Consider the following 24644-nt stretch of genomic DNA (forward strand, 5'->3'; position numbering starts at 1 on the left):
CCCTTCTCTTAAAATGATCCTCTGCTGCCGCTGTGCGAATGGCCGCCTTTGGTCGTGCCGCCGCCACCTGAGCCGCTGCCCGTGTTCTTCTCGATTTTGCGTTTCGTCGTCGTCGTGCGGATGTACCGGTCCTGATGGTCCAGAACGCCCGACGTGCCGCTATCCTCATACGTCCGTCCGCTGACCGTGACACGCCCGCCGGAGCGAAAAGCCATGATGCCGACGATGATTCCTGCGATTGCCGCCGCTGCTCCAATTTGAAACCAGATATTGAACAGGATGTTGTCCGGGTTCACGCCCGGCTTATAGCCCATATATTTGTACGTCGTCTTGATGTATTTCCCGAAGGCGAGCCGATAATCTCCCTCCGATAAATCCGGGGTGATTTTGCTGCGGATTTTATCCAGTCTGGCGTCATCCAGGTACTGCTCCGCTTTATAAAACCCGGCGAGATAGATATCCCTATGGTACAGGTCCAGCGTTAATATCACGGCATTGCCGTGGGCTTTGTCATACCCCGGTGCCTGCTCGTCATAGAATTCCTCCGTCATTTCCTGCACGTCCCTGCCTTCGGGATTATCGGAAGTAAAAATGATGATGTCCGTTTCCCGTTTGGCGCCGTACTCATGAGCCATGGCGTTCAGTTCGGACCTGTCTTCCTGGCTGAGCAGCCCGGCTTCATCATAAATCAGCTGGTTGTCATTCGCTGCATGCGCCATTGGAAAAGGAAAAACGAGATACGCCGTGAAAATTATCGACAAGGCGAGCAAGCCGAGGCCCGCAAGACGCTTTTTCACAAAAATCCGCCTCCCATCATCCACGAAATCAGCTTCAATGACAGGAGAGAAACCCCGAAGATGCCCGCGAACCAGGCCGCCACCTTCGCCTTGCTGATCGGAGGCTTGCCTACGACCTTGCCCGTCTGCCCGTTCATGGCAAACATGTAATCGGATTTGCGGTAGTCGTAGTGGACCATGTAAACCGGAAGCAGACAATAGTCGGCTTGCTTGTTCTTCGTATCGATCAGCTTATCGGTGTAGCTGACGGCGGTATAGCCTGAGACGGTGGAAGCGATGTACGCATCGATGAACTCCCTGACCTTATCCTTCGCCCGCGGGAGCAGCGCCTCGTCGTCATAGCTGTATCTCTCGGCCATGTAGCCGGCAAGATACGGCGATTTGAATTCCTTCAGTCGCTCATAAGGAAACGGCTCCAATTTGTCCATCAAGGCATCGTTCATTTTTTCCGACGCGTCGATCGGCACCTTTACGTAATTCAAACGGATTTTCCGGTAAAAGTCGAAATGCTGCGTTTCCGTATACTCGTAGTCGCCGCTCGTGTAGACCCTCACTTTCGTGGCATGGCCGTGAACCTCAACATTGTTATGTAATTCATATAACCAGAATGGCACGTACAGCCCGGTGATGCCCTTGATCCGATCCGCGGACATGAACCCGCTTGGCGTCAGCAGGCCGTTCCTGCACCATTTCTTAAAAGCCTTCACGGCTTCTTCCTTGCCAACCGCGAAAGGAATGACCAGCGCCGGAGCCAGCTTTCCGGTCAGCCTGTCGCCGAGAACCACCGCGGAGCCGCAGAAGCTGCACACCGTGGCGCTTGTTTCGGGATCGGCCACGATGACGGCGCCGCAGCTCGTGCAGTGGTACTCTTTGGACCCGTCATCCACAGTCGCCTGCTGCTCCAGCGGATCGGGAATTTGCTCGATGTTGTCCTTTCGTCCGCAGCTGGGACAGGACAGCATTCCCGTCGCGCTGTCAAAAACCATGCCGCTGCCGCAGTTCGGACATTTGTATTCGATAACCGGCATCTGCTCACCTCAAGTCCAATTCAGAAACTTATTGTTCCTTCTTATTCATCTTCGCTTTGATCGCCGCCAGCTCATCCTCGGCATTCGTCGCCTCGCCATGGCCTGTATCCGCAGGCTTGCCCGAATCCTTCTCCAGCTGCGCGATCAATTCATCCAGATCGTCCTCTTGCTTCCCTGCCCGCAGCTCGGCCAGAGCCTCCGCCTCGTTCAGCGCCTGGTTAGCCTTGGCCTCCATCGCTGCGAATGAAGCCGAGACCTTACCCGATGACGAGCCCGATGGCACGCCTTGCTGCAGCTTCGCCGCCGCCAGCTTGCCTTTCAGCTCCAAGCGCCGCGCTTCAAGCTGCCCAAGGTCCGACACCAGCTTATCCTGCATGTGCTGCATCTTGGCTGCATTGGCCGAAGCCTGGTCGTAAGCCGCTTGCAGCTCGCCCCGCTTTCCGGCCAGCTTCACCTTTTTCTCCAGGAATTTGCGGGCATCCGCTTCATTCCCCGCCTCGACCGACTTCTCGGCATAACGCTGCAGCTTGTTGATCTCGTCTTCGCACTCGTCCAGCGCTGCCTTGGCTCTGCGCTCGCTCGCGAGCAGCGAAGCCGTCTCGGATTTAACCGTTCCCAGATCCCTGTTCAAGCTTTGCATGTATTCATCAATGGTCTTTTCCGGGTCTTCCGTCCGTTCCATCAGTGCGTTGATATTGACCTTCATAACATCCTTGAACCTTGATAAGATTCCCATGATGAGCTGCCTCCTCGACTTTTACGTTTTAACCTATAATACCTTAATTACGGGGGAAAGGTTTCATTTAAAGATCTGCTGCAATAATGACGGATCCAGCTAACACGTGATTCCGTTCTTTTTCGGCATCACTGGATAAAAGCTGTTTCAGACTATAGGCATATATGGTGACAGGCCTTCTCCCCAATTCATATGCTGAATGGAATGGAGGGGTATGATGAGATACAAAAGCACGTCTATCAAAAGTAAATGGACCAAAACCAAATGGCTCGTGCAGCACGCGAATTTAAGCAAACACGTTCCATCCACCATGTTATTTAATAAACATAATTTAAAGTCCATGCTTTCTGCGTATTCCACGGTCTATTTCAAACCGACCACCGGGTCCGGCGGAGCGCGTATCATTCGGATTAAAAAGATTGCGCACGGGTATCAGACACAATACAATGCGGATAAAGAAAACCATCCTACCCTTGAACGTTTATACGTTCATCTGAATCGTTTTTCCAACCGCCGGTCTTATTTGCTGCAGAAAGGGATTCGTTTGGCCCGAGCGAACGGCAAGCCTTTTGACATCAGAGTCATGGTTCAGAAAACGAACAGCGGTAAATGGAAAAGCACTGCTCTTTTCTTGAAACTAGGAACAGGCAATAAAATCGTTACCAATTATAATCAGGGCGGAAAAATCGGGAACTTCCGTTCAACGCTGTCCGGAGCAGGCTTCGATACCGCCTCGATCCATCATATAGAAGCCGAATTAAAGCGGATGGGCATCTCCACCGGGAAACACTTCGATCGTTATCAAAAGGGCTTCAAGGAATTGGGGCTCGATGTAGCCCTGGATTCCCGAAGAAAACTTTGGATTCTTGAGGTAAATACGAGACCTCAAATTTATCCCATCAAAACTTTAAAGGACCGGACGCTGTATCAGCATGTCCTCTCCTATGCGAAGCAGTATGGAAGAAGGAATTGAAACGGCGAGCAAGCCGAATAGGCCACCCGTAAGCGGGCAGCCTATTCGGCTTATTTCCGTCTTTACACTTAGACTTGCTTGAATTCGATCCAGTCGATCTGCAGGCCCGGTTTCACGAAATCCAGCTTCAGTTCGTACAGGCCGGCTTCGAGCTTGACCTTGACGAGCTTTTGCTTAATCCAGCGGCCGTCCGTGCCGTTCGTCTGAATGGTGGTCAGCGGCTCATCGTTCAGCGTTACGTTGCAGGCGCTTTGCGCGAGCTCCGATTCCGGTGACATGATGCGCACGATGATCCGGTACTCCCCGGCCTGATCGACCTTCACGATGGTGGATCCGGATGCGGCTGGCTTCACCTGGGCGTTATCGGACAAGGCCTTCGCTTCTGCGTCAGAAAGGGTCGGCTGGGCCGCGAATCCGGCAACCGCCTCTTCAATGACCGGCTCACGGGAGAATACGGGCGCGTGCATGATGAATTCGCAAATGTTGATCGCGCTGCGCTGCAGTTCGCCGCGGGTCAGCGTGCCGTTCGCCAGGGATTCCAGCGTATTGTCCTCCCATGCGTTGATTTCCGCGCCGTAGTTCATGACGACCATATACAGATCGTTTTGCGCACGGACCATCCAGTTCGTATATTTCCGGTCCGCAGGTCCGCCGTTTACGACGTCGTTCATGATCGCCCACCAGTCCGTCATCACAATGCCCTTGAATCCCCACTCCCCGCGCAGGATCGTCGTGTTCAGATCGTAGTTCGAAGCCGCCCAGTGGCCGTTCACCGGGTTGTAGGAGGTCATGATCGAGTTCGCTCCACCCTCTTTGACCGCGATCTCGAAGCCTTTCAAGTAGATTTCGCGCAGGGCACGTTCCGATACGACGGCATCGACCTTGCTCCGGTGCTTCTCCTGGTTGTTGCAGGCGAAATGCTTCAGCGTCGCGTTCGAGCCGCCCTTCATGATGCCGCGCGTGCATGCCGCAGCAAATGCCCCGGAAACAAGCGGGTCCTCCGAGAAATACTCGAAGTTGCGTCCGTTCAGCGGACTGCGGCGGATGTTGAGCCCCGGTCCAAGAAGCGTATCCACGTGGTACCCAAGCAGCTCCCGGCCTTCCATGACATACAGCTCCTCGACCAGCTCCGTGTTCCAGGTCGCCGCCAGCAGCGTGCCGATGGCAACCTGCGTCGCTTTCTGGCCGCTGTCCATGCGGATGCCGGACGGGCCGTCAGCCGTGCAGGCCACCGGAATGCCGTAATGGAGCAGGCTGTCGCTCACACCGCCGAATGCGGATGCCGTACCCGGGGTTACCAGCGGGCTGCTCATGCCCTCGCCGCGAACGATGACCGCCAGATCCTGATCGCTCAGCTGCGCGATAAAGGTTTCCATGCTCACTTTTCCTTCATGCACATCCCGCAGTTTGTAGCCCTGATCGCCGGTTTGCGGAAGCGTCTGCGGCAGATTGTTCTCAATCCGGTCCGCCATGGAAATGCTGCGCGTCGGCACGTCGGCATACACCAGCTCATACGAGCCGTCTGCCTTGCGGACGCCAGGCTTCAGGCGCTTGAAGCTTTCAGTCGGCGCCATCGCCTCCTGCAGCTGCTTCACGACCTTGAGCTCCTCCAAGACGTAACCGGTCTGACCTTCGACGCCGATTGCCGTCAGACTTCTGACGCTGGTTCCTGCAAACAGGCGATATGTCCCTGCTTCAAGCACATAAGCGGAAGGATGTCCCGTCACGCCGGCGTCATCGTACGAAGCCATGGCATCCACCGGGAAGCAGATTGTGAGATGCTGCGATTCGCCCGGCTGCAGCTCCTTCGTCTTGCCGAATGCGGCCAAAGCCTTGGCCGGCTGGCCCAGCTTGCCCTGCGGAGCTTCCACGTAGACCTGGACGACCTCTTTTCCCGCAAACTCGGCCCCGACGTTCTTCACCGTGACGCCAATCTCCAGATGCTCTTCGCCATCCTTCGTTACCCGCTTGGCTTCTCCCGCTTCCATGTTAAAGTCGGTATAGGATAAACCGTATCCGAATTCAAACTGAACCTTGTCCGGAGCAAACGTCTCAAAATAACGATATCCGACGTAAATATCTTCCTCGTAGAAATTTTTGAACTCATTGCCGTAATTGCGCGTGGACGGATAGTCCGCGATCGAGTAAGCGATCGTATCCGTCAATTTGCCGCTTGGTGTCACGTCACCGACCAGCACATCGGCAATCGCGTTGCCGCCTTCCATCCCGCCCTGCCAGGCATAGATGACACAAGGAATCGGGTGAGCGTAATCCGCGTCGTGAAGCCAGCTCATGTCGATGATGTTGGAGACGTTCAGCACGACCACGGTTTGCTCAAAATGGGAGGTCACCTGCTTCAGCCTCGCCTTTTCCTCGTCCGTCAGCAAATAGCTGCCCGGCTCGCTCGCGTTATCCTGGTCTTCACCCGCCGTACGCCCGATGACCACGATCGCCTTCGATGATATTTTTCTCGCTTCAGCCACCAGCTCATCCGTCAGCGGCATTTCCTTCTGATGCCACGGCTCAGCTGCCCAGCCGCCTCCACCGTTATCGAATGGGTTTTGTTCAATCCATTGTTCATATACAGCCGCTAACGCCTCGTTCACGCGAATGTTTGGTTTGCCGCGCAGGCCATCCAGCAGGTTCGTCGTATGCGTCACATGAACGCTTCCGCCGGATCCGGTACCGCTCCGATAGTAGTTTACCTGCGTCCGGCCAAAAACTGAAACGTTTTCGGTTTGCTTAATAGGAAGTACTTGTCCTTCGTTTTTCAACAGCACGGCACCTTCTGCGGCTACCTTTCTGCTGAATTCGGCGAACCCTTCCAATGGTGCTCCATGACTTTGTGTGCTCAAATGATTTCCCTCCTGGATGATGAATCTATTATGATGTAAAGCTATGAAAGAACAACGTCTATCGACGTACTCTCAAAGTAGACAGACCGCCATCTTTTATTCCAATTTATATAGTATCATAGCAACAGAACGGGCAGAAGCCAATACAATCCGTTACAAGATTTCACGAAATTTAAAACAAGCTGTAACGAATCCCGCCATTTCCGGATATATCGCACAAGGAGGTGAATGGATGCGGGACACCGAGGAGCTTTACAGGGAATATGCGGCCCAAGTATACAAGTTCGCGTTCAGTATGTGCCATAACCATTTGCAGGCGGAAGAGATCACCCAAGAAACCTTTTACAGAGCGGTAAAATCCATACATAGATACGATGGAACGTGCAAAGTGTACGTCTGGCTGTGTCAGATCGCCAAGCATGTGTGGTACCAGGAGCTGGATAAGCAGACCAAGAGACATGCCGAGGAGTTCACCGATGTATCCCTGGCGGATCATGCTTCCCCGGAGTCCCGGTTCATTCTGGCCCAGGAGAAAATGGAGCTGTTCAAGCAAATGCAGTCCCTGGAACCCGCCATGAAGGAAGTAATGTACCTGCGCATAACCGGAGAATTCAGCTTTCGGGAGATCGGCGAAATTCTCGGAAGGGACGAAACATGGGCCAGGGTGACCTTTTACCGCGGAAAGCAAAAATTAATGAAGGGAAGAATCTTATGAAATGCGATATGATCCAGGATCTGCTGCCTTCCTATGCCGACAAATTAACCTCTTCCTATAGCAACGAAGAAATCGGAAAGCATTTGAGTGCCTGCGAGACTTGCCGGCAGTATTACCAAGAGATGACGGAGCCGATCGCAACGGGCCTCCCCGTTCTGGACGCAGAGGAAGCCGGAAAACTCGACTTTCTCAAAAAGATAAGGACGAGGAACATTCGGACGATCATCCTGTCCATCGCGGGTGTGCTCGTGCTCGCTGCCGTGGTGATCGGGCTGTTTGCCATCGGCATGCCGGTGTCTTCCAAAGACGTCAACATTTCTTATCAACAAGCAGGCGATCGCTTCGAGGTCCATTTAACGCTGGAAAACGGCAAGGACTTAATCTTCTCGAATAAAAGCAAATTCATTTACGATGAACAGCACCGCGTCATAGGACATGAGCTCCGTTACAAGCTGAAAGGCGTCGTTCACAATCCCTTTGATAATGTGGGCAAAGAGGTGACGCTGGGTACGCAAACTCACGCCTCCCCGGATTACGACAATACCTTCATTCTGGAGTTCAAAGATCAAACGATGATATTCGTGGATGGGGTTTTAGTAGAAGGAAAGAAATGAAGCAACCGGTCACCGGATTCGATCCGATGGCCGGTTTTTTTATTTACGGCAATCGTGCAATCATCTCTGAGCTATGTCTCCCCCCAAGCGCCTGTCATCACTCCTTCATTTCGCGCTTTTCCGGCGACCTCACTCACCCATTAACAATTTTGAATAAATATTCCGAAATATTATTTAAATCTATCTTTATAATTTTGAAATTTAAAATCAGCAGGACGAGCAACAAACAGATATCCAAGGGGGAAAGGGTCATGAAATGGATTGCCAATCAAAAGATATCGCTTAAGATCAACAGTTTAATCGTGCTTTCTTTACTTTTCCTGGCTGTCATCGGAACGATCGGGTTTGCGTCCGTACAGGCCGTCAATGCCAATGCGAAGGAAATGTACGAAGACAAAATGCTGCCGAACGAAGCTCTCAGCCAGCTCACTACGATCAGCACTCAAATCGACACTTATCAAACCAAGCTGATTCTCGGCGATGCCAGGGTGGATCGGGACGGCACGACGGCGAAGCTGGACGACCTTAAGGCGCAGGACGCGGCAACGAGAAAGCAGCTTGAAGGTTACGGGCAGGAGGCCGTGGACCAGGATCTGTACAAGCAGTATCTGAAATTGGTTGCAAGCGGCGAAGAGCATTATGCGCGCGTAAAGGAACTGCTCAGTCAAGACAATGCAACAGAGGCCTATGTATACTATGATTTGAATTTTCGGACGAATATCGAAAGCATCGTCACCGTGTTAAGACAAATGAAGTCCATGAATCTGGAGGTCGCCGAGCAGTTCAATGATATGAACGCGGCACAGGCCCGGAACATCATGGTCATCGAGGTGGTTGTCGTGCTGGCTGCGATCTTGCTCTGCGGTGCGGCGGGGATTCTCATTTCCCGCATGATTAACAAGCCGATTCAAGGGCTGCAGAAGGTGATGGCCATGGCAGAGTCGGGCAACCTCGCGGTCAAGGGCAGCTATCAATCGAAGGATGAACTAGGACAGCTCACGAAGAGCTTTAACGGGATGATTGGAGCGATCCGGGACATGATCTCCAATATGACCGCGCAATCCTCCGTGATTGCCGCCAATACCGAAAAGCTGCTGTCTAACGCCGAAACGGTGACCAAGCACTCTTCCCACAATGCCGAGGAGCTGCAGGAGGTCGCCTCCCAGGCGGTCATTCAGTCCCACAGCATTCAAGAGAGCAGCAGAGCCGTCGAGGAGGTCGCTGCAGGGATTCAAAAGATTACGGAAGCCACGGCGGCCGTTGCCGACTTTGCCAATCGCTCCTCCAGACAGGCGGATACGGGCAGCGAGCGGATTGAGCGCATTCATAACCAGATGAATGCCATTCTGCACAGCTCCAAAGAGACAGAGGAAGTGATCCGCAGCTTTCACCAGCAGACCGGCGAAATCGGGAAGGCCGTGCACACGATTCAGGAGATTGCGGAAGAGGTCAACATCTTGTCGCTGAACGCTTCAATCGAAGCCGCGCGCGCAGGGGAATACGGAAGGGGCTTCGCCGTGGTGGCGGAGGAAGTGAAACGGCTCGCAGACCACTCCAAGCAGTCCTCGCTCGATATCGTAACCATCGTAAACCGGATTCAGGAACGCTCCTCGCATGCCGTCATGCTCGTCGACAAGGAGCAGCAGGAGGTTCAGCGCGGCATGACGGAGATGCACGTGACCAAGCAGGCTTTTGAAGAAATCAATGCTTCCGTGCAGCAGCTGACCGAGCAGCTGCACGAGGTATCCGCCTCGGCGGAGGAAATCTCAGCAAGCACGGAAGAAGTAACGGCTACGCTCCTCCATTTGAATGGTGCACTCGAGCAATCATCGGGTCAAACGGTGCACGTGGCCCAGTCGACGAACGACCAGGTCTCCGTTATTCAGCATATGAAGGACGATGTCCATGACCTGAGCGGGGTTGCGGTCGAGCTTCAGGGGCTGGCACGGAAGTTTAAGCTATAGACAAATAAACAAAGACGCCTGCGAAAACCACATACGTGGAATCGGAGGCGTCTTTGGCTATGTGTTCATACGCAATTATACGAATATCATGCAGCCTTTCGCTGCTTCATCGCGCAGCATTCCGGAGTCGATCAAGGGAGGGGTTATCATTTAATCCGGCCGGACCGCCTGTTACAATAGAAGAAGACATGATTTCGGAAAAGGAGAACCCTCAAGCATGGCTAAGGAAAGCTTTGATAAGGAAATACAGTTTCTGCGGATGCTGGTGCTGACAAGCGGGGCCTATAACCGGCAGCAGTTTGCCAAGAGGCTGGGGATTTCCGTGAACACGTTCGATAAAACGATCCGCCGCCTCAAAGAGATCGTCCAGACGACGTATCAGCAGCTGCCGGAAGATCAGGGCAAGGAATTCAGCGAAGGAATGCGGTATAACTACTACGATTCGGCGGACCCGATGCTGCTGTTCCTGTTCCGCGCCAAGTCCCTGAAGGAATCCGAAAGCGAGCGGCTTTCCCTTCTGCTCGGTGCACTCGGGACACAGTCCCTCACGGTGCTGGAGCTGCTGGACTTCTGCACGAACGCCCTTCCCTCCACTCTTCCGCTGCCGGACGAGAAGACGATCCGCAAGGACCTGAAATACCTCGAAGAGGTAGGCGTCATCCGCAAAGAAGGCGGCACGCGTCCTTACAAATACGCCATCCGGAACGAGCTTGCCCGGGAGCTGTCAGAGGATGAGCTGCTGGACTTGTATGATTTCGTAGATGTCATGGCGAACACCCAAACCCCATCCGTGCAAGGCTATCTGCTGCGGGACGGACTGAAAAAGCAGCTGATGCGAAGCCATGCGGAGACGGCCACGCCCTTTTTGTATAAATATCACTATCACTCGAGAATATTGGACGAAGCCCACTTGTACACCATTCTGGATGCGATTCGCAGACACCGGAGGGTCCGGTTCCTGTATTTCTCGCCCAAGACGGAGAAGAGCTACGCCTCCAAGAATACCAATCCCCTCTTCGAACGGGAGACGCAGGGCAAGCTCGAGAAGACGCTGCCGCTGAAGGTCGTGTACGACCATCAATACGGCCGCTGGTACCTGCTCGCTTATGGCCGGGAAGGCATCCGGAAGTACCGGATGGAAGGGATTACGCAGTTTGAAGAGGCGGAAGAGGCAGACCCCGCCTGGTTCGAGGCGAAGCAGCAGGAGCTGCTGGAGAAGCTGCGCTTCAGCTGGCTGATAGACACCGGCGCTCCGGTCATTGTCCGCGCGAAATTTTATAACCCGGAGGTCGGTCCGAATTTCGTTAAGGAGCGGGTTCTGCTGCAGGGCCAGTGGGGACAAATCGTCCAAGAAGACGACGAATCCTTCATCTACGAAATACCCGTGAACGGAACGACGGAGATCAAGCCATGGCTGCGAAGCTTCGGTTCCAGCTGCGAGGTGCTGGGGCCGATCCGGCTGCGCCGCGAAATGATCGCGGAATGGAAGGAGATACGCGCCTACTATGAATCTGTTCGAGAAAATTTTTAACTACCAAATCATTTCGCGTCTCGAAGACTCCGGCACCTTCATGGTAACTTCCCACGAACGCGCCTGGCTGAAAGCCGCGCTGGGGCATCCCGCCGCCTCCGCGGCTTTTACGCCCGAAACGCTGATCAAGCTGGAGGCGCTGCTGGCCGAAGATGAACCCCTGGATACGGGCTCGCATTTGATCGAGAAAGCCCAAAGCCGGGAAAAGCAGGTGTACCACCCTCTTCTGCGGCCGCTGCGCCGCCTGATCATGAACCGGAGCGGCATCCGGATCACCCACTGCCTGAAGGGCGGAAAGGTCTACTCCAACCAATTAGGCGTGCCTTACCGGCTGGAGTATTCCATGGTGAAGCGGGAATGGTACCTGCTGTGGCATCATGTCCGTAACCGCGCCTTCATGAGCACGAAGCTGGATAAAATTCTCTCGGTCACCGGGGAGGAGCTGCCGCTGCCGCGCGTAAACGATATTTTGGAGAAAATCAGCCAGACGCTGGAGAACCGCAAGACCGAAGTTATCATCGAAATTATTCCGCAGTATAACACGGAGCTGTCGCGGATTTTGTATGCGCTGTGCTGTTTTGATAAAGAGGTGCAGTACGACGCCTCCAAGGATACGTATACGGTGAAGGTGTGCCTGCTGGGGGAAGAGAAGGAGTTTCTGCTATCCAAGCTGCGTTTTCTGGGGAAGCGGGTCCGGGTGCTCGAAGGGGATTACGTAAAGAAAAGAATGCTGGAGGCTTCGGTAAAAGCGCTGGAGCGGTACGGGGCAGGGGATGGAATCAGCTCTGCTTCCCTTCATAAGGCCTCGCAAGACTTGGAACGGAATGATGAAGTGCTGGAGGGTCTTCACGACCGCTAAACCGCCCATCTCCTGCTAATGCATCTTCCCTCCATTTCCAGCGAATACTAACGGCGATAGTGAATTTCTCAGTCGTTAGGAGTTATCGCGATGAACAGCCAGGAAAAGCATAAGTACCATTGGCCGCGGATCGGCAAACGGCCGAAGCCCAAGCTGCATCAAGACGACATTACCATCGTCGACGCAAGCATGGCGAGAAAAGCCGTGGTCGCAACGGCCCTCGGCAACGCGATGGAATGGTTCGACTTCGGCATCTATTCTTATCTGGCCGTCGTGATCGGGAAGGTGTTCTTCCCGTCCTTGAGCGGTTCCGTACAGCTCATCTATACGTTCGCCACATTTTCCATCGCCTTTATCGTCAGACCGTTCGGGGGATTGTTCTTTGGGCGCCTCGGAGACCGCTGGGGCCGCAAAAAGGTGCTGACCATTACGCTGCTGATGATGGCGATCTCGACGCTCTGCATCGGCCTCATTCCGAGCTACGCATCGATTGGAGTGACCGCCTCGGTCCTGCTCTTGCTGGCCCGGCTGGTGCAGGGCTTCTCCACCGGGGGCGAATATTCGGGAGCGATGACCTTTATCGCCGAATCGACGCCCGACAAAAGGAGGGGCTTCTTAGCAAGCGGACTGGAAGTGGGAACCTTGATCGGTTACATTGCCGGGTCCGGGCTGGTCACGCTGCTTACCTATCTTCTCGGTTCCGAGCAGATGGTGGCTTGGGGCTGGAGAATTCCTTTTTTCGTTGCGGCGCCGATCGGCCTTGTCGGGCTGTATCTGCGCAAACATTTGGAGGAAACGCCTGCTTTTGAAGCGATGGAGAAGGCCAAGGATGAGAACAAGCCGAAGGAACCGCTCAGGGCGCTGCTCTCGAAGCACTGGAAGGTCATGCTGATCTGCACCGTGCTGGTCTTTTTCTTTAACGTCGTCGATTATATGGTGCTGTCCTATATGCCTTCGCATCTGACCGCCGTGCTGGGTTACGGGGAAGGTGAAGGACTGCTGCTGATTCTGATCGTCATGTTTATCATGATTCCGATCGTGCTGGCCATGGGCCATTTCAGCGACCGGTTCGGCAATAAACGGATTATGCAGATCGGGCTGGCGGGACTGCTGGTTCTCTCGCTCCCGGCATTTCTATGGATCGGCAGCGGCAAGCTCGGGCTCGTGTTTCTGGGGCTGCTGATCCTGGCCGTGTTCCTCACCTGCTTCGAAGGAACGATGCCTTCCGTGCTGCCTGCGCTCTTTTTTACCGATGTCCGGTACGGCCTGCTGGCGATCACGTACAATATCTCGGCTTCCTTGTTCGGCGGAACCACACCTCTCGTGATGGCCTGGCTGATCAATCTGACCCAGAACAATCTCGTACCAGCCTATTTCCTGATCGCTACGTCCATCATCGGCTTGGTCGTCGTGACGTTCTGGTTTACCGAAACCTCGGGCAAAGCGCTGCGCGGCTCCCCGCCTGCCGTTGCGGAGAAGCATGAAATCAAAGAGCTTCTGGAGGAGCCGGAGGAAGCGCTATGGTGGCATGAGGAACATGTCCTGATTCAGGAGTCTGGAACGGGGGCAGAGGAAAGGAAATAGATCGGTTGCTTCGAACGGTTTTCGAACGGTTTGCGTGGCTGCGGTATCCTTCCTGCTCCTGATTGGCGCCATAATGATTCGCACACAAGAAAAAACCACCGTCCCTCTTCAGGTAAAGAGAGCGGTGGTTTTTTATACAGACAGATGTAAATATGAAAATATAATGGCTGCTTTCAAATCATGATCTTACTTTTTGTCGAGCTTGATGCTGAATGAAGAACCGGCGTCACCCGCGAAAACAATCGTTCCGTCCTTAGGCAGGACGACTTGGTTCGAACCGCTTACTTCGCTCATATTCACGCATTGGCCTGCGGCGTCATAGACGACGAATCCGCCTTCGACCGGCAGCTTCACGGTCATGGTCTTGCCCGCTGCCGCGGCAGGTACTGTAAACCATCTTGCGTAGCCGTCCTCTTTTACTGTTACCGCCGAATGTTTGCCATGATACAGCGGCTTGACCAGATCCTCACTGACGAACAGGCTTCCCGCACTTTCCAGGTATTCGGCGCCATCCTTCTGGTAGAAGCTGTATCCCGCCGTATCCCGGCCTCCCATGCCTGGGACCTGCAGGACGCTTACCGCCGTGTCCGGCCCGGTAATTTGCTTATCGTTCAAATACCCCGGAAATTCCTTCGTAAGCTTTATTTCGAGCGTCGGCTTCATCAAGTACATGATCGACGTGTATTTTTCACTGACCGGGTAATAGGTTCTGCCTTCCCTCTTCAACCAAGCAGCTGCCGTTTCCTTCGTCAACGGGTTGCTGTCCAGCTTCTGGACGAGGTAATGGGACATCGCCACTTGCCCGAGCTCAGGTACCGTGCTGTATTGGCGGACCCATAGGTACGTGAGTCCATTCGTTTCTTTCACGAAGCTGAGCTTCGCCGTCCCCGCTTCGTCCACGAACGTTCCGTCTGCCGTGTATACGTATTTCTCCGCCGGGTACTCCGGCACATTCGGCACCGTGACGGACATGATTCCTTCCTTCAGATCAACCTTGACCAGCTGGCCCGTCGATCCGTAGTATCCGGCATACTTGTTCATGTCCTCCGGGAGACTGGCCGGTACGGGCTTGCCGAACGATTTGTCCGGCTTGATCTCCTTGACTGCTCCCTTTTCCTTCAATGCCTCCAGCAGAATCTGGGTGGCCAGAAGCTGGTTCGTCGAGCTGCTGCCGCCCGAGGATAACACGGCCGCAGCCATGTCCTGCTCCGGAAGGACGATCAGCGAGGCATGGTACAGGATCGTGTCTCCGCCCTTTGCCACCGCCTGGATGCCGTAATCGTTGAACGGATACAATCTCACGCTGTCCCAGCCGAGGCCATAATCAAAGGAATTGTCCGAATCTTTAGGCCAAAGTCCCTTTTTATATTCGGACTGTCCCATGGCCTCTACAGCTTTGGCAGAGAGAATGCTCTTCTCGCCGGTAAATATTTGCGCGAACCGCGCCAAATCCTCCGCCGTGGAGTAAATGCCTCCCGCGCCGATGACATTCGCCGTTTCATTCGGAAGCTGCTGCGGAACCCCTGGATAATACAGGCCGGCTGCTTGGGCGGAATCCACCATGTCCTGCGAGGTCTTGGTATTCTTCATGTCTAACGGCTCAGTCATATATTGATGAACGAAAGCGGTAAACTTCATCCCGCTTACGCGCTCCACCAAAATTTCCGCCAGTGTGAAGCCGTCATTGCAGTAGACCGAAAAGGCGCCAGGGTCGGCCTTCAAGCTCTGCGTGGACAACTGCTGCAGAAGCATATCATGGGCGTAAGGGTCTGAATCCTCGAACAAGAACGCGTTATTCAGGCTCGAGCCCTGAAGTCCTGAGGAATGGTTCAGCAGCATGCGCGGGGTAATTTGCTTATAACGCTCATCCTTCATTTTAAAATCCGGTATGTACTTCACCACCGGGGCATCGAGGTCGATTCTGCCCTCGTCAACCAGCTTCATGACGGCAGCGGTGGTAAACATTTTGCTCGTGGAGCCGATGCCGTACAATGTGCTTGGGGTAAGCGGAATTGTCCCTTTCTCATCATTTTTCCCGGTTTGGCCGGACACCTTGATGCTCCCGTGATCGATGAGCGCGTACTGAACGCTGGTCGTTCCGTACTGCTCGGTAAGCAGTGCCGCCTTTTTCGCGGCGAATGTTTTCAGTCCCTGGGCGGGAACCGCTGACTCCGTGCCGGACGCCATCGCCGCGGTTGGAACAAGCGGCGTCAATGTCAGCGCGGCGGCCAGAAGCCATGCCATGCTTTTCTTCATGAATGAACCTCCTTTAATTATATAAAATGAACTGAAGATCAACCCTCTTCTTTAGTTCATTTTATACAGGTTATACTGTAGTACGTTTTGGACCCTGATTTGGTTCAGTTTTCCAATAAAAAGGGAACTTCGTCTCATTCTGTGGTTCAAACTAGGACCAGCCGTCTATTGTGGGGAAATAATCAAATTCGGGCGGACGGCATTCAAAAAGGCAGCCACCCGGAAGGGTAGGCTGCCTTAACTTAATACACCCGAAATTCCACCAGCTCCGCGCAGGGAGCGCCGTTCGTTTCCTCAATGACGACACGTACCGCATCGGCCAAGACCGGCTCCTCCAGTCGGATGCGATTGCTTCTTCGCCGATTGTCCTTAGCGGAGTATACGGTTCTCCACTGCCCTTGGACCCGGGCCTCAATCCGGTACGATTTCACCAGTTCCGGGATCAAATCGAATGGTGTGCGGTGATGGTGAAGGTTGATCAGATCCTCATTCACGTCGTCGTTCCACGTCAGAACGATTTCCTCCATTGATCTCTCGTGCTCCCACGTCAATTGCAGCCAGGCCTCATCCTGTGGTCCGATCGGTTCGGATACCCACAGATTCGGCCCGCCGAACGGACGCTTGTATCCACCAACGGCCTTCTCCGGCGCATAGGCTCCAGTGGCCCCCTGGACCTTGAAGCAGAACGGCCGGCGGACCAGCGCCTTCATGCTCCAGGCCACGACGGGCTGATTCTCGTCATGATCCTCCAGATTGGACGATGCATTCGGGACCGCTCCGTTCTCGAAAGCGAGGACGCCGGTGAACGGTTCGGCCGCCTGGTACAGACTGACGCCCGGATTCTCGCGGATAATGACAAAAGCGTTCTGCGGAGCATCCGGCTCCCAAGCGAGGGGCAGGGATACCCACTGCGCTTCTCCCTTCGGAACGGCGGCCTCGGCTTCAGCCACTTTCGAGTGCGGCACGTAGTTCTCCGGCCTTCCGGTATGCCATAACTCAACCGTAAGCCGGGTATCCTCATCCGCGTCCACAAGCAGCTCCAGTCCTTGCATCGCGGGCTCCACAGGAAACAGGATCGCAGCAGCACGCTTCAGACGATAGGGTTCATGCGGTGTATCCACGCCGATAGTGCTGCGGACCGACGAGGCCGAGACCCGCGCCAGGCGGGCCAGGTCCAGATCGTCTTCATGCCGCAGGCCGATGACGGAAGCGTCCTGGCGCAGCAGCGTCTGCTGCAGCTCTTGCAGATGCGAGCGGTAAATCTCACGCGGCGATACGCCCTTCGCGGCGCACAGCGCGGCCGCGGTACCGGCCGCTTCCCCCATGACCGCGCAGGTCGCCATGACGCGCGTCGTGCCGAACGCCACGTGGGAGGCGCTGATGTTGCGGCCGGCGAACAGCAGATTTCCGGCGTTGGCCGAGTACAGGCTCCGGTAGGGAATATGATAGTTGCCGTCTGCATGCATATGCTTGGAACCGCTGGCTTCGGCATACATCCCCTGAGGGGGATGCAGATCGATGGACCAGCCGCCGAAAGCGACCCGGTCATGAAACGGCTCCTGCGCGATGATGTCGTTCTGGTTCAGCACATAATCGCCGACGAAGCGGCGGTACTCCCTTTTTCCCGGGATGGAGCCGACCCATTCCAAGGTCATGTTTTCGGCCTCAAATTGACCCGAATTTTTGATATAGTCCCAGATGCCGTAAATGACGGACCATAGCTCGTCCCGGATCACTTCGTTGTCATGAACCGTATCCAGCTCGCCGCCCCACTCGATCCACCAATAATGACAGCCCGAGTCGCCGCTGCGGATGACCCGCTTGATCGGGATCGGCGTCTGCGTAATGTCCTTCGCGAAGGAAGGCGGCACGAAACGGACCGGATGTCCCTCGTCCTTCGTATAGAACAGCAGCGTGCTTCCCAGGGTAATGCCGTCCGCTTCCTCGGGTGCCCATGCTTCCCCGTATTCATGGGCGGCCTCACGGCCGATCCGGTGCCGGGCCCCCGCCATAAAGCCGACGAGGCCGTCGCCGGTGCAATCCAGGAAGACCGGGCTTTCCAGGCGGATACGCCGCTCGGAGCCCATCATCCAGCCGGTCACCGCCCGAATCATGCGGTTCTCCTCCGGACCGTCCGCCTCGACTTCATGCACATCGGTATTCAGCAGCAGCGTAATGTTCGGCTCCGCCTTGACCGCTTCCAGGATAACCAGATCCCACAAGTACGGATTGCCGTCCGGGTTGCGGTACTGGTTCTCCACGAACAGCTCGCCCATAATGCCCGTCTCCCGGGCATACCGGTTGATGCCGTGCGCGGTCGCCCCGCACACCCATACCCTCACTTCGCTGCTCGAATTTCCGCCCAGGACCGGGCGATTGTTCACGAGCACAACCTTGCTGCCGAGCCTTGCCGCCGCAATGGCTGCGCATACGCCTGCCAGTCCGCCGCCGATCACGGTCACGTCGCTTCGCATCGTCTCGGTTTTCATCCTCTCACCCTTTCACCGCAGAGTTGGTCAAGCCTTGAATAATGTAACGCTGGCCGATCGCGAACACGACGATCATCGGGATGATGCCTGCTGATGCCGCAGCCATCATGCCGTTATAGTCCACCGTATTTTCTAGGATGAAATTTTGAAGCCCAAGCGGGATGGTATACAGCTTCTCGTCGATCAGGAAAACCAGCGCGTTCTCATAATCATTCCACTGCCAGGAGAAATCGATGATGGCCAGGGTGGCTAGCGCCGGTTTAGCCAGAGGCAGAATAAGCCGGAAGAAAATCCGGAAATGTCCCGCCCCGTCGATGAAGGCCGACTCGGAAATCTCGTGGGGAATGGACAGAAAGAACTGGCGCAGCATAAACACACCGAATATTGTGAACATGCCGGGCAGGATCAGCGCCCAATGCGTATTGTATATGCCGGCCCACTCAAACATGATGAACTTGGGCACGAACAGCACCTGTGGCGGAATCATCATCATGGATAAGTATAGCATGAACAGTGCGTTCCTCCCTTTGAATTCGACACGGGCGAAGCCGTATGCCGCGAAGGCGGACAGGAACGTGGCACAGACCATGCCGATGAGGGCGATTTTCAGCGAGTTCAGATAATAGGAACCAAAGCTCTTCGGTCCGGTCCATACCTTGAGGTGATGCTCCCACGTCGGATGCGAGGGAATCCATTCGATCGGGTATTTGAACACCTCTGCCGGGGTTTTCAGGGACGTGCTGATCATCCATAAGAAGGGCATAATCATCACGATGGCCAATGCCAGCATAATCAGCGTTACCAGCAGCCGGCCCGGTGTGCCGGTCAGCAGTCGTTTTTTGAGTTCCATGATGCCTTTAGGCCTCCCTTTCTCTAATAATGAACCCACCGTTTTTGACCGATCCATTGGATCGCGGTGATGATCAGGATGATGATGAACAGCGCCCATGATATCGTCGCGGCATAACCCATGTCGTAATACCTGAAGGCGTTCTGATAGACGTACAGGGACAGAATGGTCGTGCTGTTGCCGGGTCCGCCCTGCGTCGTCGCCTGAATGATGCCAAACGTCTTGATCGTCATGATCATGCCGGTCACCAGCAGCAGGAATGTGGTCGGGCTGACGAGCGGCCAGATGATTTTGCGGAGCAGCTGCGCTGGGCGGGCCCCGTCGATTTTGGCGGCCTCCAGTAGCTCTGGTGAAACCTCCTGCAGCGCGGCCAAATAGATGATCATGTTATAGCCCATCAGGAACCAGATCCAGATGATATCAATGGCGAACATCGAAGACGTCGTGGTCGACAGCCACCCCGGCGGATGCTCGATGCCGATGCCGCGGAGGAATCCGTTGATCGGTCCCTGCTTCGGCTGGAACAGCAGCATCCAGACGAAGGCGACGGCCACCCCGCTTGTGATGTACGGCATGAAATACAAAGCGCGCAGCAGCTTTTTCAAATAGAGCCGCTGGTTCAGAATGACCGCAACCACGAAGCCGAGCGCGATCGATACCGGTACCGCCACGAGGAAGAGAACGGTGTTCTTCAGCGACAGGTAGAACAGTTTGTCGTGCAGCATCCGGGTGATATTATCGAAACCGACGAACCCGACCTTGGGATTCATGAATTTGTAATCCGTGAAGACGAGGCCCAGGGAATATGCGGCCGGTATGAGAAAGAACAGGAGCACACCGATCATGCTGGGCCCGATAAAGACGTAACCCAGCCTGCGCTGCCTTCTCATCCAATGGTTGTTCATGCGTTTCCCCTCATTTCTTGATTTGATGTCCTCAGTCTAGCAAGACGGGGCGGTGCGCGAGAAGGAACAAAACCACCGTCTTCATACCACAAAATGATGCAAAAAAAAGCGCCGTGCAGACAGCCGCATGGCGCTTGGTCATCAAATTGTTCTATCGATAGCTGAATGACGTATTTCGCTCCAGCACAACGGGAGAACCGGAACGAAAAAGAACGGCCATCAAGCGTGGCCGTCCCTTACCTTTAAGGCGTATGTCCTCCCGCATCCAGAGCAAAAGGTTACTTCTGCGGATTGGATTTCAAATACTCGTTATGCCGCTTGACCATCTCCGCTACCGTCGCGTCCAGGTCCTGGTCTCCCAGGAAGTACTTTTCGTATTCCTGCGAGCGCAGATCCATCACTTCCTGCGGAACGGTACGGACGAAGGTCGGCGTCTTGTTGTCGAACATGACGTACATCAGGGATTCCTGATCGTAGGTATCCCCTTTGTCGCCGAGCATGCTCTTCAGCGCGGCGTCCTGATCGGCATCCTTGGATGCTGGCAAACGCCCGCCCGCCGCCATCGGCGCCATGCCGCCGTCCGCGTACCATTTCAGAAACTCCCAAGCTTCCTTTTGATGCTTGGACTTGGCGTTGACCGAGATATAATCGCCCAAACCGCCGCGGGTCACATAGTTCGCCGCATCCTCTTCCAGTCTCGGCACCGGCGCGAACGCAATTTTGAAATCGCGCGGATAATTGGTGAAGTCATTGGAGCTGCGCAGCAGCCATGCCCCGATGTTCAGCATCGGCACCTCGCCGCTGAGGAACATTTGCTCGACCGGCATTTTGGATGTCAGCTGCTCGCCGAGCGGCGGCGTCGTTTTGTCATCCTTCATCATGCGATTCAAGGATTCCATCCATTTGCGCACCAGCGGATGATCCAGGTTGGACGTTCCGTCCGCTTTGGTGTAGCCCTCTTTGGCGAGGACGGAGTCGATCGGGTCGACGAACGGCTCGGTGTTTTGAATAAAGCCGTATCCGTCGCCCTTTTTCAGCTTTTTGGCGTAGTCCATCATCTCTTCCCAGGTCCAATCCTTTGGAACCGGAAGATTCGCCGCATCCAGGGCATCCTTGTTCAACGCGACGAAGAACGAGCTTTTCGTCGTCGGAACGCCGTAATACTTGCCGCCGATCTTCCAGCCTTCGGCTTCGGCCCCCATCTTCTCGTCGATATTATAGTCGGTGAACGTGCTCAAGTCGGCCGCAACTCCCGAGGAGACCCGTTTCGTCGCCTGCGAAGCCGAATAATTGACGAATAGGTCCACGTCCTGCCCGGTCATAATGGCCGTATCCAGCTTCAGGTTGCCTTCATCGTCGTTCACGTACCGCACATACTCCACTTGAATATCCGGATGATCCTTGTTCCAGGCATCCATGACTTCCTGCGGTCCGGCTTCCGGCGGAACGCCGCCCCACATTTTCAGCTTGATGGCGCCGCTTGTTGACGCGGACTTTGCATTGCCCGCCGCCCCTTCGGCTTCTCCCTTGCTTCCGCTGCCGGAGCAGCCCGACATCACGCCTGCGATCAGCGCAAGCGTTACGAATCCCGCAAGCCAACCTTTTTTTCTCAATTGAAGCCCCCCGCATCCCATAGGAATTGTTTGTTGCAGCTCAAGGATAGCAAAGCGGCAGGTCATGCCGTAAGTAACAGAATCATGATTTCCATGGAACAGATATACGCAGTTCAAGTGTCTATACCGTCCGGGGGAACCATTTTGTTCTATTGCTTCATCCGGTACTGGCTTGGCGTCGTCCCCGTCATCCGCTTGAAAATTTTAATGAAATAGTTGTCGTTCATGAACCCGACGTTCTGGCAGATCCGATTGACCGGAAGGTCCGTTGTCGTCAGGTATTCGATTGCTTTCTCGACCCTTGTCCGGTGCAGGTAGTGGATCAGCGTCTCGCCGGTTTTCTTTTTGAACAGGGCGCTGACGTAGTTCTCCCCCATCATGACGTAGCGGGCCAGCGATTTGAGCGTAATGTCCTGGTCGTAGTTTTGCTGGATATAGTCCATGATTTTGTTCACTTCGGGATGGGTGATCTTCTCCCTCGCCGCCGCGGGCAAACGAGCCGGACGCTCGGCAGGGGAACGCTGGGCCGCCAGCTCCGCGCTGACCTTCGCCAGCGTCTCCCGCAGATCCTTCACGCTCATGGACAGCTTCAGAATATAATTGGATGCGCCGTATTCCATGGCTCTGCGCATCGATTCGAAATCGCCGATGCAGGTCAGCATGACAAACTTGGAGCCGATGCCGGCTTTCCTCGTCTCCTGGAGGAGCTCCAGGCCGTCCATCTGCGGCATGACGATATCGCACAGCACGAGATCCGGCGGGTCATTCTTGATCATCGGCAGCGCTTCCATACCGTTGCTTGCTTCACCCGCCAGCGTAAAGCCCATCTCCTCCCACCGGATGATCTCCTTGACCGACTCCCGCACAAACGTTTCGTCCTCCACCAGCAGTACCTTCCACATATGCGTACACCCCTTATTCGCTAGATGATATCGGATTGCCGTGCATTTTCGTAAGGCTCGGACAGCAGCACCGGCAGATGCATGCGGCACAGCGTGCCCTGCTCCAGCGGAAGGATCTCAAGCTCCCCTTTATCCTTAAATAACAGGCGCAGCCGCTCCCTCACATTCTGCAGCCCGATGCTCGGACGCTTGCGTCCCTCGTCGCGGTGGCTGCTGGACTGCCCGATTCCGGCACCGTTATCCTCGACTTCCAGCACGAGCCGGTCCGGCAGCAGCAGATTCCGTCCCATCCGGATCAGAATCAGCCCGCCTTCCGCCATATTGCCGATGCCGTGCTGAATCGCGTTGTCCACGAGCGGCTGCAGGCTCAGCTTCGGTACCAGCGCGTATATCAGCTCCTCATCATAGCTGAACTCCACTTGAAAGCGGTTCCCATATCTCACCTGCTGAATATAAAGGAACGCGCGCGTGAGCTCGATTTCGTCACGGAGATGAATCAGATCCACGTCGGAGTTCAGGCTCGTCTCCAGCAGCTTTCCGAGGGAAAGGCAAATCTCCACGACCTCCTCGTTTCCTCCCCGAAGCCCGATCCACTTCATCGTATTGAGCGTATTAAGCAGGAAATGGGGATTCATCTGTGCCAGCAGCATTTGAAAATGCACCGCGTCCTTCTGCCGTTCCTCGGCACGCAGGCGCTGGACGAGTCCGTTCATGTCGACCATCATCGTATTGAACGTTCGGGTCAGCTCCAAAATCTCGCCCTTGTAACGTTTCTCGGGCAGCCGGATCCGAAGATCCTTGCGGACCGCTTCCTTCATCTTGCGCTGCATATGGGACAGCGGCCTGGTGAACGCATGGGCAATCATGAATGCAACCGCAATAAAGGCGGCGGTAATGAAGTAAAAGGTCACGAAATACTGCTTCTTCAGCGTTTCGATCTCCCCGAACAGCAGCTGGAGCGGAATCCGGTCCACGAGGTACCAATCCAGGGAAGACACATAGCTGTAGTTGACGAGCGCATCGGACTGCTGATCCGTCCAATGTCCGCTCTGCGCCAGGCTCGCAATTTCCCGAACGGCTTCCGGGGACAGCGTTGAATCGGGAATGGACCTTGCGATCAGCTCACCGGAACGGGTCATGATGAAGTAGGCCTGATCGCTTTCGGATTTTTGCAGCATGGATTGGAACCAGAACGAAAAATCGATGCTGATGCGCGCCAGGCCGTAAGCCCGGTTGCTGCGGTCCCGCAGTTCGGCGTACAGGGACAGCAGCGTCGGACTTCGGCTGATATCCCTGGATACGTAGTTGGTGTCGTCGGACACCCACAGGTAATTCGCCTTGGCCTCCTGCAGCGACTTGAACGACGGGCTTGAAGCAATTTGACCGTAATTCAGGGATTTATTCGGCGGATAAGAGGTGTACACATGGCCGCTGTTGTCGAGCAGCGTGAAATAGACGGACGGATTGTACAGGAAAAAGCTGTTGTTGAGACCTTTGAATTTATCCTCCATCATTTCCTTGTTGTCCAGAACCGAACGTTCCTCCGGCTTCTGCAGGATGCGCCGGATTTCCGAATCCTGCTCCAGGAAGATCAGCGTCTTGAATGCGATACTGAGCTGATCCTCCAGCGAGCGGTGCAGATTGTCCAGCTGCTCATGGCTCTGCTCGCTGATTTTATTTTGAACGAGCGATTCGATTTTTTGGTAGTTGTACAGGTTTAACACGCTGAACGGAAGCAAAATGACGAGGGCGAACACGGCAAACAACCGGTATTTCAGCTTGTGAGGGACGAGGTGGCTAAGCCATTTCCGCATCGCGAGGTCTCCTTTACTCTTGGTGCTCTCATTATATCTCACGCGATGTCCATAGATAAGAATGTTCGGGCAATACCATAAAAATGTAGCGTCCGGAGGCGGTCAAAAGCATCAAATCGTTCTATTGACACGAAAGGCGTTCCCTCGCTTATAAGAAAA

The 24644-nt window shown here is 54.8% G+C and carries 18 protein-coding genes; 7 read left to right on the plus strand and 11 right to left on the minus strand.

Features of this window, described 5'->3' with window-relative positions:
• Positions 1–8: 8 nt before the first annotated feature.
• The 3 genes from ACTHPM_RS20785 to ACTHPM_RS20795 are packed head-to-tail and all read right to left on the minus strand — an operon-like array spanning position 9 to position 2561.
• Positions 9–797 carry a TPM domain-containing protein gene (locus ACTHPM_RS20785; RefSeq protein WP_440396870.1) on the minus strand — a complete coding sequence of 263 codons (789 nt, stop codon included), beginning with the start codon at positions 795–797 and terminating at the stop codon, positions 9–11.
• Entirely contained in the window at positions 794–1825 is a 1032-nt protein-coding gene (locus ACTHPM_RS20790; RefSeq protein WP_440396869.1) for a TFIIB-type zinc ribbon-containing protein, read from the minus strand. Before ACTHPM_RS20790 ends, ACTHPM_RS20785 begins: the two co-directional genes overlap by 4 nt.
• 28 nt (positions 1826–1853) lie before the next feature.
• Entirely contained in the window at positions 1854–2561 is a 708-nt protein-coding gene (locus tag ACTHPM_RS20795; RefSeq protein WP_440396868.1) for a PspA/IM30 family protein, read from the minus strand.
• 217 nt (positions 2562–2778) lie between these two features.
• On the opposite strand from ACTHPM_RS20795, the gene ACTHPM_RS20800 reads away from it, so the two are divergent.
• Complete coding sequence (locus tag ACTHPM_RS20800; RefSeq protein ID WP_440421666.1) at positions 2779–3534, plus strand: YheC/YheD family protein; 756 nt, start codon at positions 2779–2781, stop codon at positions 3532–3534.
• Positions 3535–3602: 68 nt separating this feature from the next.
• Here the strand turns inward: ACTHPM_RS20800 and ACTHPM_RS20805 are convergent, their stop codons facing one another.
• Entirely contained in the window at positions 3603–6389 is a 2787-nt protein-coding gene (locus ACTHPM_RS20805; RefSeq protein WP_440396866.1) for a glycoside hydrolase family 3 C-terminal domain-containing protein, read from the minus strand.
• Between the two features lie 232 nt (positions 6390–6621).
• Between ACTHPM_RS20805 and ACTHPM_RS20810 the strand changes: the two genes are divergently transcribed.
• The 6 genes from ACTHPM_RS20810 (at position 6622) to ACTHPM_RS20835 (ending at position 13656) form a co-directional block, all read left to right on the plus strand.
• Positions 6622–7104, plus strand: a complete 483-nt coding sequence (locus ACTHPM_RS20810) for an RNA polymerase sigma factor (RefSeq protein ID WP_440396865.1) — start codon at positions 6622–6624, stop codon at positions 7102–7104.
• Complete coding sequence (locus ACTHPM_RS20815) at positions 7101–7718, plus strand: zf-HC2 domain-containing protein (RefSeq protein ID WP_440421668.1); 618 nt, start codon at positions 7101–7103, stop codon at positions 7716–7718. Before ACTHPM_RS20810 ends, ACTHPM_RS20815 begins: the two co-directional genes overlap by 4 nt.
• A gap of 251 nt (positions 7719–7969) precedes the next feature.
• A complete protein-coding gene (locus ACTHPM_RS20820; RefSeq protein WP_440396863.1) occupies positions 7970–9682 on the plus strand; it encodes a methyl-accepting chemotaxis protein in 1713 nt (570 codons plus the stop codon).
• Positions 9683–9899: 217 nt separating this feature from the next.
• On the plus strand, positions 9900–11213 hold the full coding sequence (locus ACTHPM_RS20825; RefSeq protein WP_440396862.1) for a helix-turn-helix transcriptional regulator: 1314 nt from the start codon (positions 9900–9902) through the stop codon (positions 11211–11213).
• The gene (locus ACTHPM_RS20830; protein ID WP_440396861.1) at positions 11188–12072 is read left to right on the plus strand and encodes a WYL domain-containing protein; all 885 of its coding nucleotides are present in this window, start codon (positions 11188–11190) and stop codon (positions 12070–12072) included. Before ACTHPM_RS20825 ends, ACTHPM_RS20830 begins: the two co-directional genes overlap by 26 nt.
• 90 nt (positions 12073–12162) lie before the next feature.
• Positions 12163–13656, plus strand: coding sequence for an MFS transporter (locus ACTHPM_RS20835; protein ID WP_440396860.1), 1494 nt, complete (start codon positions 12163–12165; stop codon positions 13654–13656).
• A gap of 186 nt (positions 13657–13842) precedes the next feature.
• On the opposite strand, the gene ACTHPM_RS20840 is transcribed toward ACTHPM_RS20835, so the two are convergent.
• From ACTHPM_RS20840 to ACTHPM_RS20870, 7 genes are all read right to left on the minus strand, one after another.
• Entirely contained in the window at positions 13843–15912 is a 2070-nt protein-coding gene (locus ACTHPM_RS20840; RefSeq protein WP_440396859.1) for a serine hydrolase domain-containing protein, read from the minus strand.
• Between the two features lie 242 nt (positions 15913–16154).
• Positions 16155–18401: an FAD-dependent oxidoreductase gene (locus ACTHPM_RS20845; protein ID WP_440396858.1), complete on the minus strand. Its 2247-nt coding sequence runs from the start codon at positions 18399–18401 to the stop codon at positions 16155–16157.
• 4 nt (positions 18402–18405) lie between these two features.
• On the minus strand, positions 18406–19251 hold the full coding sequence (locus ACTHPM_RS20850; protein WP_440396857.1) for a carbohydrate ABC transporter permease: 846 nt from the start codon (positions 19249–19251) through the stop codon (positions 18406–18408).
• 23 nt (positions 19252–19274) lie between these two features.
• The gene (locus ACTHPM_RS20855; protein ID WP_440396856.1) at positions 19275–20156 is read right to left on the minus strand and encodes a carbohydrate ABC transporter permease; all 882 of its coding nucleotides are present in this window, start codon (positions 20154–20156) and stop codon (positions 19275–19277) included.
• 278 nt (positions 20157–20434) lie between these two features.
• Positions 20435–21769, minus strand: a complete 1335-nt coding sequence (locus tag ACTHPM_RS20860; protein WP_440396855.1) for an ABC transporter substrate-binding protein — start codon at positions 21767–21769, stop codon at positions 20435–20437.
• A 149-nt stretch (positions 21770–21918) separates the two neighbouring features.
• Entirely contained in the window at positions 21919–22671 is a 753-nt protein-coding gene (locus tag ACTHPM_RS20865) for a response regulator (RefSeq protein ID WP_440396854.1), read from the minus strand.
• Positions 22672–22691: 20 nt separating this feature from the next.
• Positions 22692–24485, minus strand: coding sequence for a sensor histidine kinase (locus ACTHPM_RS20870; RefSeq protein WP_440396853.1), 1794 nt, complete (start codon positions 24483–24485; stop codon positions 22692–22694).
• Positions 24486–24644 lie beyond the last annotated feature (159 nt).

This window comes from Paenibacillus sp. SAFN-054, from assembly GCF_051966755.1.
In the GTDB taxonomy this organism is placed as follows: Bacteria; Bacillota; Bacilli; order Paenibacillales; family Paenibacillaceae; genus Paenibacillus_AQ.